Origin of the sequence: Mesorhizobium sp. M0500, assembly GCF_040321165.1 — a bacterium.
In the GTDB taxonomy this organism is placed as follows: domain Bacteria; phylum Pseudomonadota; class Alphaproteobacteria; order Rhizobiales; family Rhizobiaceae; genus Mesorhizobium.
In genome coordinates, this window is record NZ_JAMYRB010000006.1 from 205,944 (window position 1) to 219,421 (window position 13,478).

General features: G+C 63.8%; 15 protein-coding genes and 1 tRNA gene. 8 read left to right on the forward strand and 8 right to left on the reverse strand.

The genetic code is table 11. The features are described 5' to 3' along the window. Positions 1-41 precede the first annotated feature (41 nt). Positions 42-115: transfer RNA gene (locus NKI70_RS14340), tRNA-Gln, on the forward strand. Positions 116-166: 51 nt separating this feature from the next. On the opposite strand, the gene NKI70_RS14345 is transcribed toward NKI70_RS14340, so the two are convergent. Then, entirely contained in the window at positions 167-805 is a 639-nt protein-coding gene (locus NKI70_RS14345) for a 2-dehydro-3-deoxy-phosphogluconate aldolase (RefSeq protein WP_352568126.1), read from the reverse strand. Positions 806-974: 169 nt separating this feature from the next. On the opposite strand from NKI70_RS14345, the gene trhO reads away from it, so the two are divergent. Continuing rightward, on the forward strand, positions 975-1,895 hold the full coding sequence (gene trhO, locus NKI70_RS14350) for an oxygen-dependent tRNA uridine(34) hydroxylase TrhO (RefSeq protein ID WP_502894478.1): 921 nt from the start codon (positions 975-977) through the stop codon (positions 1,893-1,895). A gap of 22 nt (positions 1,896-1,917) precedes the next feature. On the opposite strand, the gene NKI70_RS14355 is transcribed toward trhO, so the two are convergent. Further along, on the reverse strand, positions 1,918-2,277 hold the full coding sequence (locus NKI70_RS14355; RefSeq protein ID WP_352568124.1) for a YybH family protein: 360 nt from the start codon (positions 2,275-2,277) through the stop codon (positions 1,918-1,920). A gap of 255 nt (positions 2,278-2,532) precedes the next feature. Here NKI70_RS14355 and NKI70_RS14360 point away from each other — a divergent pair, with 255 nt between their 5' ends. Both NKI70_RS14360 and NKI70_RS14365 read left to right on the forward strand, forming a co-directional pair. Then, entirely contained in the window at positions 2,533-3,279 is a 747-nt protein-coding gene (locus tag NKI70_RS14360) for a tellurite resistance TerB family protein (protein ID WP_352724677.1), read from the forward strand. Positions 3,280-3,500: 221 nt separating this feature from the next. After that, on the forward strand, positions 3,501-4,256 hold the full coding sequence (locus tag NKI70_RS14365; RefSeq protein ID WP_352698598.1) for an SDR family oxidoreductase: 756 nt from the start codon (positions 3,501-3,503) through the stop codon (positions 4,254-4,256). Between the two features lie 22 nt (positions 4,257-4,278). Here the strand turns inward: NKI70_RS14365 and NKI70_RS14370 are convergent, their stop codons facing one another. Then, positions 4,279-4,659 carry a YciI family protein gene (locus NKI70_RS14370; RefSeq protein ID WP_352568121.1) on the reverse strand — a complete coding sequence of 127 codons (381 nt, stop codon included), beginning with the start codon at positions 4,657-4,659 and terminating at the stop codon, positions 4,279-4,281. Between the two features lie 22 nt (positions 4,660-4,681). Continuing rightward, a complete protein-coding gene (locus NKI70_RS14375; protein WP_352568120.1) occupies positions 4,682-5,866 on the reverse strand; it encodes a pyridoxal phosphate-dependent aminotransferase in 1,185 nt (394 codons plus the stop codon). Positions 5,867-5,949: 83 nt separating this feature from the next. Here NKI70_RS14375 and NKI70_RS14380 point away from each other — a divergent pair, with 83 nt between their 5' ends. The 4 genes from NKI70_RS14380 (at position 5,950) to denD (ending at position 8,976) form a co-directional block, all read left to right on the forward strand. Continuing rightward, positions 5,950-6,636 carry a GNAT family N-acetyltransferase gene (locus NKI70_RS14380; protein WP_352568119.1) on the forward strand — a complete coding sequence of 229 codons (687 nt, stop codon included), beginning with the start codon at positions 5,950-5,952 and terminating at the stop codon, positions 6,634-6,636. Between the two features lie 114 nt (positions 6,637-6,750). Beyond that, positions 6,751-7,734, forward strand: a complete 984-nt coding sequence (locus tag NKI70_RS14385; protein WP_352568118.1) for a cation diffusion facilitator family transporter — start codon at positions 6,751-6,753, stop codon at positions 7,732-7,734. A gap of 62 nt (positions 7,735-7,796) precedes the next feature. Continuing rightward, positions 7,797-8,003: a hypothetical protein gene (locus tag NKI70_RS14390; RefSeq protein WP_352448198.1), complete on the forward strand. Its 207-nt coding sequence runs from the start codon at positions 7,797-7,799 to the stop codon at positions 8,001-8,003. Position 8,004: 1 nt separating this feature from the next. After that, on the forward strand, positions 8,005-8,976 hold the full coding sequence (gene denD / locus NKI70_RS14395) for a D-erythronate dehydrogenase (RefSeq protein ID WP_352568116.1): 972 nt from the start codon (positions 8,005-8,007) through the stop codon (positions 8,974-8,976). Positions 8,977-9,150: 174 nt separating this feature from the next. Here the strand turns inward: denD and NKI70_RS14400 are convergent, their stop codons facing one another. From NKI70_RS14400 to NKI70_RS14415, 4 genes are all read right to left on the reverse strand, one after another. Then, positions 9,151-10,305, reverse strand: a complete 1,155-nt coding sequence (locus NKI70_RS14400) for a nickel/cobalt transporter (protein WP_502894479.1) — start codon at positions 10,303-10,305, stop codon at positions 9,151-9,153. Positions 10,306-10,310: 5 nt separating this feature from the next. Beyond that, positions 10,311-10,979, reverse strand: coding sequence for a DUF1007 family protein (locus NKI70_RS14405; protein ID WP_352564924.1), 669 nt, complete (start codon positions 10,977-10,979; stop codon positions 10,311-10,313). Positions 10,980-11,065: 86 nt separating this feature from the next. Further along, positions 11,066-11,965, reverse strand: coding sequence for a LysR family transcriptional regulator (locus NKI70_RS14410; RefSeq protein WP_352588045.1), 900 nt, complete (start codon positions 11,963-11,965; stop codon positions 11,066-11,068). A 1-nt stretch (position 11,966) separates the two neighbouring features. Beyond that, positions 11,967-13,166: an amidase gene (locus NKI70_RS14415; RefSeq protein ID WP_352588042.1), complete on the reverse strand. Its 1,200-nt coding sequence runs from the start codon at positions 13,164-13,166 to the stop codon at positions 11,967-11,969. Positions 13,167-13,478: the final 312 nt, after the last annotated feature.

Here is a 13,478-nt window from a genome sequence, read left to right on the forward strand (position 1 = left end):
GGCTTCCTTCATCCAGGGATGCTAACCAGCGGTCGGCATTCTCCCGCTTCGTCTAATGGTAGGACAGCGCCCTTTGAAGGCGTGAATCGTGGTTCGAGCCCATGAGCGGGAACCAGCCGGCGAACCAGATCGGCCAGATCGGCCGCGGCTTTTGATGCAGAAGATGCTAGCGCCCGAGCTTGCTTGCCGCGCGTGCCAAGGCTTCGATCTCGTCCCATTTGCCGGCCTTGACCAGATCGTCCGGCGCCACCCAGGAACCGCCGACGCAGATGACGTTGGGCAGGCTGAGGTAGTCGGCGGCGTTCTTGCCGGTGATACCGCCGGTCGGGCAGAATTTCACGTCGGCAAGCGGCGAGGCGAAAGCCTTGAGCGAGGCAGTGCCGCCCGACTGTTCGGCCGGGAAGAATTTCAGAAAGCGCAGGCCGGCTTCGCGGGCGGCCATGACCTCTCCCGGCGTGATGGCACCGGGCAGCAACGGCACGTCGCTGTCCTTGGCTGCCGCGAGAAGCTCGCGGGTGATGCCGGGGCTGACGATGAACTTCGAACCGGCGGCCGCCGCCTCGCCGAACTGGCGGGCGTCCAGGATGGTGCCGGCGCCGACGACGGCGTCTTCGACCTCGCCCGCCACCCGGCGGATCGCCTCCAGCGCGTCGGCGGTGCGCAGCGTGATCTCGATCACCGGCAGGCCACCGCTGGCCAGCGCCCGGGCCAGCGGCACCGCGTCGGCGGGATTGGCGATCTTCAGCACCGGTATGACCGGCTGGCCGTTGAGGAGCGACAGGAGCTTTTCGGTCGTGCTGGGCATTCGTCGTCTCTCCTCTGTTGATCAAGTCGACCGGTTAGCAGAAGGCGGTTTTTCTGTCCACGAAACGCGGCGTGTCGCGATGTCACGCGTGGTGTTCGAAACCTTCCGCGATCAGACCGCTCCCGGCTCTGCCTTGATCAGGCTGTCGTGAGCGTCTAGTGGCTTGGTGATGACACTTCCCAGCCAAGCCTTCCGCGTTGCCGCGCTTTACCGCTTCGCCCGGCTCGACACCTTCGAGGCGCTGCGCGCGCCGCTCGCCGCCTTCTGCTGCGCGCGCGGCGTCAAAGGCACGCTGCTGTTGGCGCGTGAGGGCATCAACGGCACGGTCGCCGGCAGTGAACCGGCAATCGCGGCGCTCATCGATCATCTCGAATCCATCGACGGTCTCGCCGGTCTCGAGATCAAATACAGCAGCGCCGCAACGATGCCGTTCCACCGCATGAAGGTGCGGTTGAAGCGCGAGATCGTCACCATGGGCGTGGACAATATCGATCCGGCGGCAGGTGCAGGCACCTATGTTGCGCCGGCCGACTGGAATGCACTGATCTCGGATACGGGCACCATCGTCATCGACACGCGCAACGCCTACGAGGTGTCGCTCGGAACGTTCAAAGGTGCTGTCGATCCCGCCACCACCAGCTTCCGCGAATTCCCGGCCTGGGTCGAGCAGCATCGGCACGAGCTCGAGGGGCGCAAGGTCGCCATGTTCTGCACCGGCGGCATACGCTGCGAGAAGGCGACCGCCTATGTGAAGTCGCTCGGCTTCGAGGATGTGTTCCACCTCAAGGGCGGCATTCTGAAATATCTCGAGGACGTGCCCGGCGAACAGAGCCTGTGGCAAGGCGAATGCTTCGTCTTCGACGAGCGCGTTTCGGTATCGCACGGGCTGCTCGAAGGCGAGGCCGAACTCTGCCGCGCCTGCCGGCATCCGCTGGCTGCAGAAGACCGGCTGTCGCCGAAATATGCTGCCGGCATCTCATGCCCGCATTGCTTCGATGCCCGCTCGAACGAAGATCGCGCCCGCTACGCCGAGCGCCAGCACCAGGTCGAGCTGGCGCAAGCGCGCGGCGATCGCCATATCGGAAGTTAGCTTCACGTTAAGCAACTTCACGTCAAGCAACAGAGAAGCGATCGATGACCCACAGCCATGTCCCGTCGTTCTGCCGGCGCGCGACCTCGGTGGTGATGGTGCCATCGGGAAGCCGGGTCGAGGTGAGCGCCAGGTCGCCATTGACGACAGCCGGGCGCTGATCTCCGGACTGAAATTTTCGGCCGGTTGCGGTGATCTCCGCGAACAGCCCCCGGATGGCTTCGCGGCCGAACGTCAGTTGTCCGCTACCGCTGTCGATGACGGCATGCTGCTCGAAAAGCGCTGCCATGCCGTCAATGTCTCCGACCCATTGCCGTGAAATCAGCAGGCGCTCCAGCTCCTGAGGATCGCGTGCCGGCTGGCGGGCTGTCTCATTGGTCATGCCAGGCTCCTCCCAAGCGACGTGCCGCGACATTACTCGAAGTCGAAGCTGGTTTCGACACGCGTTTTTTGGCGCGGAAGGAGGCTGCAGCACTTTAATTTCCGCGTGAAATCCCAGCAGACCTCCATTCGAGGTCATGCGTGGCAGCGGGCAAAACGATGCACCGCGTCATTGTAATGTCAAACTGCGGGACCTAGGTCTTCGACGTGCAAACCTGCCCGCGCACCTTCGGCCGGGCCAATTCTGGAGGCATAGATGTTCGATCCCAAGAAGCTCCTCGACGATCTGCTCGGCTCGCAAATTCCCGGCACCGGATCGACCGTCCGCGACAAGGCCGGGCAGGCGGTGCAGATGGCCAAGGACAATCCGCTTGCCGCCGGTGCGCTGGCCGCGGTGCTGCTCGGAACCGGCCCAGGCCGCCAGGTCACCGGTGCGGCGGTGAAGCTTGGTGGGTTGGCTGCGATCGGCGGCCTCGCCTACAAGGCCTACCAGAACTACAAGAACGGCAACGTGCCGGCCGAGACGCAAGCTGCAGGCGAACCGGAATTGCGGCCGCCGCCGGCCGATACCGCCTTCCATCCGTCGCAAGCGCCGCAGGGCGAAGACGAATTCACGCTGACGCTGGTCAGGGCGATGATCTCGGCGGCGAAGGCCGACGGTCACGTCGATGACGAAGAGCGGCAGAAGATCGCCGGCAAGCTCAGCCTAGCGGGCGTCGGCGCCGAAGCGGAGAAATTCCTGATGTCGGAACTGGAGGCGCCGCTCGATCTGGATGTGCTGATCGCCGGGGCCAAGACCGATGCGCAAAAGCTGGAACTCTACACCGCCTCGCGTCTTGCCATCGATCCGGACACGCGGGCCGAACGCGGCTATCTCGACCTGCTTGCCGGCCGTCTCGGCTTGCCGGATGCGCTGGTCGACCATGTCGAGGCGACGGTGACGGCGGCGAAGGTGCCGGCAGCGGGCAGCACGGCCAAACCGGTCGCAGGCTCGCGCTGGTAGCTCGAAGAGGAAGCCTCGGAGCTCGGCGCCGTTGGCGTTAGCTTCTCGTTAATCCGGTGAGCGCATGATTTCAGGCAGTCGGATCGGCTTTCCTCCTCCCATGCCCGGTTCGGATCAGGGGCGGTCGCCAACGGCCGCCCTTTTTGTGAGCACAGGCTTTGGGCCGGCTTGCCATGGTTCCCGTCATTTGCGATGGCTCATCCCTTTCAGGGAGTACAGCCATGACCGACTATAAAACCGCCATCGTCACCGGCGCCGGCACGGGCATCGGCAAAAGCGTCGCCACGGCGCTGCTCAAGGCCGGCTGGAATACGGTCTTCTGCGGCCGGCGCAAGCCGGTGCTGGAGGATGCGATCGCCGCGGCCGGGCCGACGCAGGCCAAGGCATTGGCCTTCGCCTGCGACATCAGCAAGGCCGATCAGGTCGACGATCTGTTCGAGACGGTGGCTGCGGCTTTCGGGCGCGTCGACCTGCTCTTCAACAATGCCGGCACGAGCTACAAATCGACGTTGATCGACGACATCCCGGTCGACGTGTGGAACGACATCGTCGGGGTCAATCTCACCGGCTCGTTCCTGTGTGCTCGCGCCGCGTTCGGCGCCATGCGCAGGCAGCAGCCGATGGGCGGCCGCATCATCAACAACGGCTCGGTATCGGCCTATGCGCCACGGCCGGGCTCGGTGCCCTATACGGCGACCAAGCACGCCATCACCGGGCTGACCAAGACGCTGGCGCTGGACGGCAGGCCCTACGACATTGCTTGCGGCCAGATCGACATCGGCAACGCGCTGACCGACATGGCGCAAGCGATGACGGTCGGCGTGCCGCAAGCCAACGGCACCATTGCCGCCGAAGCGGTGATGGATGTCGAGCGCGTCGCCGATGCCGTCCTCCATATGGCCAGCCTGCCGCTCGACGCGAACGTCCTGTTCATGACCGTGATGGCGACGAAGATGCCATTTGTCGGGCGAGGCTAAATTAGTCTCAACCCGGTCTAAATCAGGGCCGGGTGACCGGAAGCGGCACGCCGGGTAAATATAGCGAAATCGGGCGGATTTCGTAGACGGCGGTCGGATTGACGCGGCGAAGGTCGCGCGCAATGTCGATGGCGGCGTCACGGTTGGCGCAGTCGACGACATAGAGCCCCAGCAATTGTTCCTTGGTCTCGGCGAAGGGGCCGTCGATAACCATTCCGGTGCCTGGCCCGCGCAAGGTGCAGGCGTCTTGTGTCGCGCCGAGCCGGGCCGCCGGCCCAAGGGTGCCTTGCTGGTAGAGCCGATCGTTGATCTGGAGAAGATCGGTCATCAGCGCCGCATCCTGCTCAGGCGTCAGTGCCGTAATCGCTTCTTCCTCGTGATAGGCAAGAATGGCATAGAACATCTGGCTTCTCCTTTCGCCGTCCTCACTTCGCCAGGAACGCCTCGATCCGCTCCAGCGCGCGCAGGATGTTCTCCTCGGAATTGGCGTAGGACAGCCTGACATAGCCTTCGCCGAGAATGCCGAAATCGGGGCCGCCGATCAGCGCCACGCCGGCATCCTCGAGCAGCGCCGAGGCGAGCTTCTTGGCCTTCCAGCCGGTCTTGGAAACATTGGGGAAGGCATAGAAGGCGCCTTTCGGCGTAATGCAGGAAACGCCGGGCAAGGCATTCAACCCCTCGACCACGACCTTCCTGCGGCGGTCGAAGGCGCGCATCATCTTGTCGACATCGTCCTGCGGGCCGTCGATGGCGGCAATGCCGGCATACTGGCTCGGCGCGTTGACGCAGGACCAGCAATTGACCGCCAGCTTGCGCACCTTGTCGTAGAGATGCGCGCCCTTGTCGCCATTCGGCCAGATCGACCAGCCCATGCGCCAGCCGGTCATCGCCCAGGTCTTCGACCAGCCGTTGAGCACGATCAGCCGGTCGCGGATTTCGGGGAAGGCGAGCAGCGAGCAGTGCGTCTCGCCGTCATAGGTCATCACGTCGTAGATCTCGTCGGAGAGGATGGCGACGTCCGGGTGCGCTTCCAGCCCCTTGACCAGCTTCTCAATCTCGGCGCGCGGCGTGACGCCGCCGGTCGGATTGGCCGGCGAGTTGAGAATCAGCAGCCTGGTCTTCGGCGTGATCAGCGCCAAGGTCTCCGCAGCCGAAAAGGCAAAGCCGTTCTCCTCGCGCATCGGCACCGGGATGGGGGCAGCACCGGTGAACTCGATCATCGAGCGGTAGATCGGAAAGCCGGGATCGGGATAGAGAATTTCGGCGCCCGGCTCGCCGAACATCAGGATGGCCGCGAACATGGTCGGCTTGCCGCCGGGCAGGATCATCACCGCTTCGGGCGAGACTTCGACGCCGGTAGTGGCCAGCGTGCGGCGGACCACCGCTTCGCGCGTCGCCAGCAGGCCGTTGGCCGGCGTATAGCCGTGATGGCCGTCGCGCAGCGCCTTGATCGCGGCCTCGACGATGTGCTGCGGCGTCTTGAAGTCGGGCTGGCCGATGCCGAGATTGACAATGTCGCGGCCCTGGTGGGCAAGTGCCGTGGCACGCGCCAGCACTGCGAACGCATTTTCCTCGCCGAGGCGGTCGAAGGCCGAAATCGTGTGGAGCATTTTTCCTGTCCGTGTGGTTCTTTCAGCGAGCGTGCGTTTTTGTGAGCGTCCGCCCGCAAAAGTCAAACGGATTGGAGTTTTCGGTGTCGGAAAATCTCAAGAATTGGCAACCGCGCCCGCGGCCCGAACGCAAGGTGCTGGAGGGGCGAACTGTCAGGCTGGAGCCGCTCAACGCCGAAAAGCACGGCGACGGCCTGTTTGAGGCCTCGTCGGTGGCCGATGTCGACGGCCGCTTTGCCTGGCTGCCAGACTACCCGCCGGAGAGCCGCGCCGCCTTCCAGCCATGGCTGGACAAGGCGGAAGCCAGCGAAGACCCGCTGTTCTTCACGGTCATCGACAAGGCCAGCGGCAAGGTCGCCGGGCGCCAGACGCTGATGCGCATCGACGCCACCTACGGCGTCATTGAGATCGGCAACATCTATTGGGGCCCGCTGATCTCGCGTAAGCCGGCCGCGACGGAAGCGCAGTTCCTGTTCATGAAGTATGTCTTCGACGAGCTTGGCTATCGCCGCTACGAATGGAAATGCAACAATCGCAACGAGCCGTCGAAGCGCGCGGCGGAACGTTTCGGCTTCAAGTTCGAGGGCATTTTCCGTCAGCATCTTGTGGTCAAGGGCGAAAACCGCGATACCGCGTGGTATTCGATCATCGACAGGGAATGGCCTGATCTGCGCAGAGCCTATGAGGCGTGGCTCGATCCGGCTAATTTCGACAGCGATGGCCAGCAGAAGCGGCGGCTCGAGGATTTCCGCGCCGAGTTCGGCGCCTGACCATGCTCCCGAAAAGTGGTATCCGGTTTTTCGGGTAAGATCATGGTCAAATAGAAAGATAGAGCCTCCATCCCGAGTCTGCCGGGATGGATCAGGCTCTAGCAGGGGCTATAGATGGCGCATACCCACGACCACGCTTCGCAGGTCCACGACCACAGCCATCGCGCAGGTCATGTGCACGGCTCGACCGACAAGAAGCGCGTGCTGATCGCTGCCTGCCTGACCGCCGGCTTCATGGTCGTCGAAGCGCTTGGCGGTCTCTTGACGGGATCGCTGGCGCTGCTGGCGGATGCCGGCCACATGCTTGCCGATTGCGTCGCGCTCGGCCTTGCCTGGTATGCCTTTCACCTTGCGAGCCGGCCGGCGACCGTGCGCCTCACCTACGGCTTCGGCCGGGTCAAGACGCTGGTCGCCTACACCAACGGCATCGCCATCTTCGCCATCGCGCTGTGGATCGTCTACGAGGCTTGGGGCCGCTTGCAAGCGCCGGCTCCGGTGCTCGGCGGGCCGATGCTGGTCGTCGCGATCGCCGGCCTGCTGGTCAATCTCGGCTCGTTCTACGTGCTGCATGGCGGCGACCGCGGCAGCCTGAACATGCGCGGCGCCATCCTGCACGTGCTCGGCGACCTGCTAGGCTCGGCCGCGGCGATCGTGGCGGCGCTGGTGATCCTGGCGACGGGCTGGACGCCCATCGATCCGATCCTGTCGGTGCTTGTCGCGCTGCTGATCCTGTCCACGGCCTGGTCGCTGATGCGCGAGGCCGCCCACGTCCTGCTCGAAGGCGTGCCGGCAAGCCTCGACCGCGACCTGATCGCCAGGGACATCGAAGGCTCGATCAAGGGCGTGCGCGAGGTGCATCACATGCATGTCTGGTCGATCGACGGTTCCAGCAACATGGCGACGTTGCATGCCTGCCTCAATGACGGCGTCGACGCGCATATGGCGGTCAGCGCGATCAAGAAGCGGCTTGCGGCGGAACATGGCATAGCCCATGCCACGGTCGAACCGGAATTCGGCCGATGTGCCGACAGCCATGAGCATGATGACGAGCACGATCATGCGCATGATACGGCACCGCACCGCGGCCATTATCACTGACTTCGGGAGTTCTGGGCATTGGCAACGATTGACATGAACTCTCGCCACCCTGGCGCCGCGTGATGGACCGCGACACCCGCAATGCGGCGATCGGCGCCGCCTGGGTTTTGCTGCTGTTCGGCATCGCAGCCTATTATCTTCCAACAGTGATGCTGGCGGTCGGCAAGGTCTCGACGGTGCTTGCCGGCGTCGTCGCGGCGATCTTCATGGTGGCAATCTTCGTCGTGTTCTGGCTGCGTAGCCGCAGCCAGCGCAAAAAGGGAAAGTGACATGCGCATTCTGATTACCGGCGCGGCAGGCATGGTCGGCCACAAGCTCATCGCCAGGTTGGCCAAGGACGGGACGCTCGGCGGCCGCAAGATCGCCGCGCTCGACCTTCACGACATCGTGCCGCCGCAGGCGCCGGTCCTCGACAGCGTCGGCATTAGCGTCCACACCGGCGACCTTGCAGCGCCGGGCGCGACGGCAAATCTGGTCGCGCCGCGCCCCGACGTGATCTTCCATCTCGCCGGCGTGGTGTCGGGCGAGGCGGAGGCCAATTTCGATCTCGGCTATCGCGTCAATCTCGACGGCACAAGGGCGCTGTTCGATGCCATCCGCTTGGCGGCCTATACACCGCGCGTCGTCTTCACCTCGTCGATCGCCGTGTTCGGCGCACCGTTTCCCGACATCATTCCGGACGAGTTCCACCCGACGCCGCTGACCTCCTACGGCACGCAGAAGCTGATCGGCGAGGCGCTGCTTGCCGACTATACGCGCCGCGGTTTCTTCGACGGCATCGGCATTAGGCTGCCGACCATCTGCGTCAGGCCGGGAAAGCCGAACAAGGCGGCCTCAGGGTTCTTCTCCGGTATCATCCGCGAGCCGCTGAGCGGCCATGAAGCGATCCTGCCGGTGCCGCGCTCGGTCGTCCACACACACGCCAGCCCGCGTTCGGCGGTGAATTTCCTGATCCATGCGGCTCAGATCGACGGCAGTGCCGTCGGCCCGCGCCGCAACCTGACGATGCCGGGCGTCGCCGTCACCGTCGGCGAACAGATCGAAGCGCTGGAACGTGTCGCCGGCGCCAAGGCGGTGAAACTGATCCGCGAGGAGCCCGACGAGACGATCTGGGCGATCGTCAAGGGCTGGCCGACGCGCTTCGAGGCGCGGCGCTCGAGGGAGCTTGGCTTTGCGGCGGAGACGAGTTTTGATGAGATTATACGCGTCCATATTGAGGATGAGCTGGGCGGCAGGATTTAACGTGGCGCCGTCTTCCTTCTCCCCTTGTGGGAGAAGGTGGATTGGCGCGCAGCGCCAAGACGGTTGAGGGGTGCTGGACAGAGCGCTGTTGGCGCCAAGCTGGAACACCCCTCATCCGTCGCCTTCGGCGACACCTTCTCCCACAAGGGGAGAAGGGAGAGTCGCGCCTGGACGTCACCCGCCGGTCGTCAGGCTGGCCGAGAGCAGCAGCAGGCCGAACAGGAAGACGAAGGCGGCGCCGCCGATCTCGACGAAGGAATGGATGCGGTTGCCCATGCGGCCGTCGCCGGCGAAATACACCGCCCAGTTCTTCGCGGTCACCGCAAGCGTCGCCAGGGCCGAGACGGTGATTGCGGTGCCGAGTGCCATGGCCAGCACCGAAAGGATGCCGCCGAACCACAGCCCGTTCAGCAAGGCGAAGCTCAGCACGATCAGCGCGCCTGAACAGGGGCGGATACCGACGGCAGCCACCGCCGACCAGGCCGTGCGCCAATCGAAGCGATCACCGGAAAGCAGCGCCGGGTCGGGCGCATGCGAGTGTCCGCAGGTCTCGCAGACCTCGCCCGCCGCATGGCTGTGGTGATCGTGCGCAGCATGGGCGTGGTCGTGGGCGCCGTGATCGTGATGGTCATGCGCATGATCGTGGTGGTCATGCGCATCAAGCGCGTGGGAATGTGCCGCATGGGCATGTGAATGGGCGGCATGTGAATGGCCGGAATGTGAATGGCCGGCATGGGCAGCCGAGAGGCTGTAGCCCGGATTTGCGCCGAACAGGCGAAGGATGGCCGGGCCGGCCTTGCGCCACAGCAGCCAGGCGCCGAACAGAGTGACGAAGACATAGCTCATGATTTCGAGGAACCATGCGGCGTCTGTCATCGAGACAGCAGTGCCGCGCAGCAAGAAATAGGCGACCAGCATCACCACGATCGCGGTCAGCGCCTGCAGCAGGGCCGAGACGAAGGACAGCATGATGCCGCGCCGGAGCGCCACTTCATTGGCCACCATGTAGGAAGAGATCACCGCCTTGCCGTGACCGGGGCCGGCGGCGTGGAAAATGCCATAGGCAAAGGACAGGCCGATGAGCAGCCACAACTTGCTGCCGTCCTGGCGCATCGCCTTCATCGCGCCGGCAAGCGCATGATAGAATTCCTGCTGGCGCAGATTGATCCACATCAGGATGTGGGCGAACGGGCCGGTGGCGGTTGGAGCCATGCCGTCATTGGTGCCGATGCCGAGTGAACTCTGGGCGTGGGCGGTGCCGAGAAAGTGCGTCATCACAAAGGCGACGGCCAGAAGACCGAATGCCAAACGCAGGGACGGCTTGGTCACTGGATCTATCCTTCCGGCTGACAGGTCAGTTCAAGCTTGGTGGCAAAGATCTTGCTCATGTCGGTGCCTGTCGGATCGTTGAAGAAGGCCTCGGTCAGGGTCTTCTGGTTCTGGGCGATCGCCTCGTCCGGGTTCGGGCGGACAACCTTGCTGGTGCAGGTCGGCGGCAACCCATCGACCTGCAGATTGGCATCCTCGGTGAAATCGATCGCGGTGTAGAAGGTCGGGTCGTAGACGCCGATATCTATCTTGCCGCTCAGTTTGATCGGCACCTTCGGTTCAGATTCAAACAGGATGATCAACTGGTCATTGTCGAAATTGGCCATCAAATGAGGCGGCGGGGTCATTGCCACGTCCTTGCCGTCGACGGTGACGAGCTGGAAATAGTTGAACTCGGCAAGCGAGGCATGGACGGTGTCGGCGACATCCTTCAGCTCTTTGTCGTCGAGTTTCAGGTCGGAATTCTTGTCGAACTCCATCATCACCGTGCTCGAAAACAAATCATCGAAGCGCCAGACATGGCGCAATGCCTTCACAGTTTGGTGATCCGGGCCGAGGACCACTTCGAGGCGGGCTTCAGCGAAGACGTGGGGATGCACCTCAGCCGGTCCGACGGCGGCAAACGTCGCGGTCAAGGCCGAAGCCAGCATCATTGCTTGCCGTTTCAGGTGCATTCTCGGTCGCGATTCAATCGGCTTCGGTGAATTGCCGACAGTTACCAGAAAGCGGGCGAAAATGGGACCGCAACGCGGCTGAAAGCTCATGCGTTGTCCAGCGTCTTGAACCACTGCACCAGGAAGTCGACGAAAACGCGAACTTTTGCAGGCAGATAGCGCCGGTGCGGATAGACAGCAAAAATGCCGCCGCCGGGCAGAATGCGGTCATCCAGCGCAGTCACCAGCTTGCCGCTTTCGATGTCGGGCGCGGCGATAAAATCCGGCAGGATGGAAAACCCCAGTCCAGCCACGGCGGCCGCCCTCGCCGCCATCGGGCTGTTGACCTCGATCGGGCCGGAGACCGAAACACTCACCGTATCGGCACCGTCGCCCTTGAACGGCCAGTTGGTGAGCCAGCGGCCATTGGTGTCGATGATGCAAGGCACGCGGGCAAGGTCTTGCGCCCTGACCGGCATGCCGTGCTTGGCGATCAGTTCGGGAGACGCGCAAAGCCGTACCGAAAACGGCGCCAGGCGCCTGGCGATCAGTGAGGAATTTTCCAGCCGCGAAATGCGCACTGCCAGATCGAAACCCTCTTCGACCAGATCGACGAAGCGGTCGTCGAGATGAATGTCGAGCACGATGTCGGGATGCTGCTTGGCGAAGTCGATCAGCGATTGGCCGATCGGCGCGTCGGCAAAGGTGCGCGGCGCCGACAGCTTGATCCTGCCGCGCACGTCGCCGGAGGATTCGCGCACCGCATCGGCAAGGCTGTCGACCTCGCGCACGATCTCCGAGGCGCGCCGGTAATAGGTGTGGCCGGCTTCGGTCATCGAGAACTGCCTGGTGGTGCGGTTGAGCAGTAGCGCGCCGAGCTCGTCCTCCAGCTCGCGCACATATTTCGACAGCAGCGCCTTCGAGCGGCCGATCTTGCGTGCCGCCGCCGAAAAGCCTTCGGCCTCGACGACATCGATGAAGGCGCGCATGCGGGTCAGCGTATCCATGTCATGCGCCTCCTTGGTGGGCTGAAAGGATGCGGGCGGCGAGCGTAATCAACTGCCGGTCGCTGTTCTTCGGGCCGAGCAGCGAAAGACCGAACGGCGCCCCGCCGGTCTTGCCGAGCGGCAGCGTGATCTGCGGAAATCCAGACAGGCCGGAAAGACACAGCAATCTCAGCGCGCGCTCGCGATAGATCTGCAAATCATCAAATAATTCGGCCTTGAGCGGCGCGGCACCCGGAGCGGTCGGAAGCACAAGAACGCCGTCCTCGCCAAGCAGGTCGGTAAGCTCGAGGCGAAACGAAACGCGACGTTCCGTTTCGTGCTGCGCGGTTGCCGGGCCGACGGTCGCGCCATGCTCGAAGCGCTCCTTGACGCCGGGTCCCAGCATGCGGTCGCCGCCAGCGATCCAGGCGCCGTGGCTTTGCCAGGCTTCATAGCCTTGCAGCTTGCGGAAGCACCAATAAAGATCGTCGGTGGAATGCGACAGCGGGCCAACGCTGCGCGGCGCGCCCAGCACCGAAGCGACACTGCGGACCATGGCGCGATATTCCTCGGCCTCCAGCGGGCCGAGCACGAGGCTGTCCAGCGCGTCGAGGGCAAGAGGGCGTACCAGTTCGTGGCGGTGCGGATCGTCGCCGAGCAGCACCGTGCCGACCTTTTCGTAGGTGACGATATCCCTGGCAAACCAGCCGAACGTGTCCAGCGAAGGCGCCAGCGGCATCGCGCCGTCGAGCGAAATGCGGCCATGCGTGGTCCTGAGGCCGATCAGGCCGCAGAAGCTTGCCGGCGCACGGATCGAGCCGCCGGTGTCGGAGCCGGTGGCGATATCGGCCAGCCCGCCGGCGACTGCAGAAGCAGAACCCGAGGACGAGCCGCCGGTGACGCGGTCGGGTGCCGCCGGATTGATCGGCGATGGGAAATGCGCGTTCAGCCCCAGCAGGGAAAAGGCGAGTTCGTCGGTCTGCGTCTTGCCGACGAAGCGGGCGCCCGAATCAAGCAGCGTCTGGACGGCCGGCGCGGTGGCCGTGGCCGGCGAGGCTTCGCGGTATTTCTGCGGATTGCCGCAACCGGTGCGGTACCCGGCGACGTCGAAGATATCCTTGACGGCCAACCGCAAGCCGGCAAGCGGGCCGGATTGCGCATTGGTAACAGGGACTTGATCAAGATCGAGAAAAGCGTTCAGCGGGCCGCGAGTGCCTGTCATGCGTTCGATATCCGGGTGTGCTTGCCGCAGCATTGTTCTTCTGGTCCCGCAGCATTGTTCGATGCCACAAATTTTACAACCTGCGATACGATTTTTATTGATTGTGAAATCTTTCGATCTTATATCGCGCTTGCCCAAAGTCGCACGTGCCTGTGGGTGTCCGCCGATCCTCGAATGGTGAGGGCAATCGGTAAGGTAACTGGAGCCAACCCCTCCAGTCGGTTTAGCGGCCAACCGCCAACCGAGGACACCTTGAAGCAACGACGGTGCGGGCCTTTCTGGTGTTCTGCCGGTCGTCCAAAGACCGGGGTT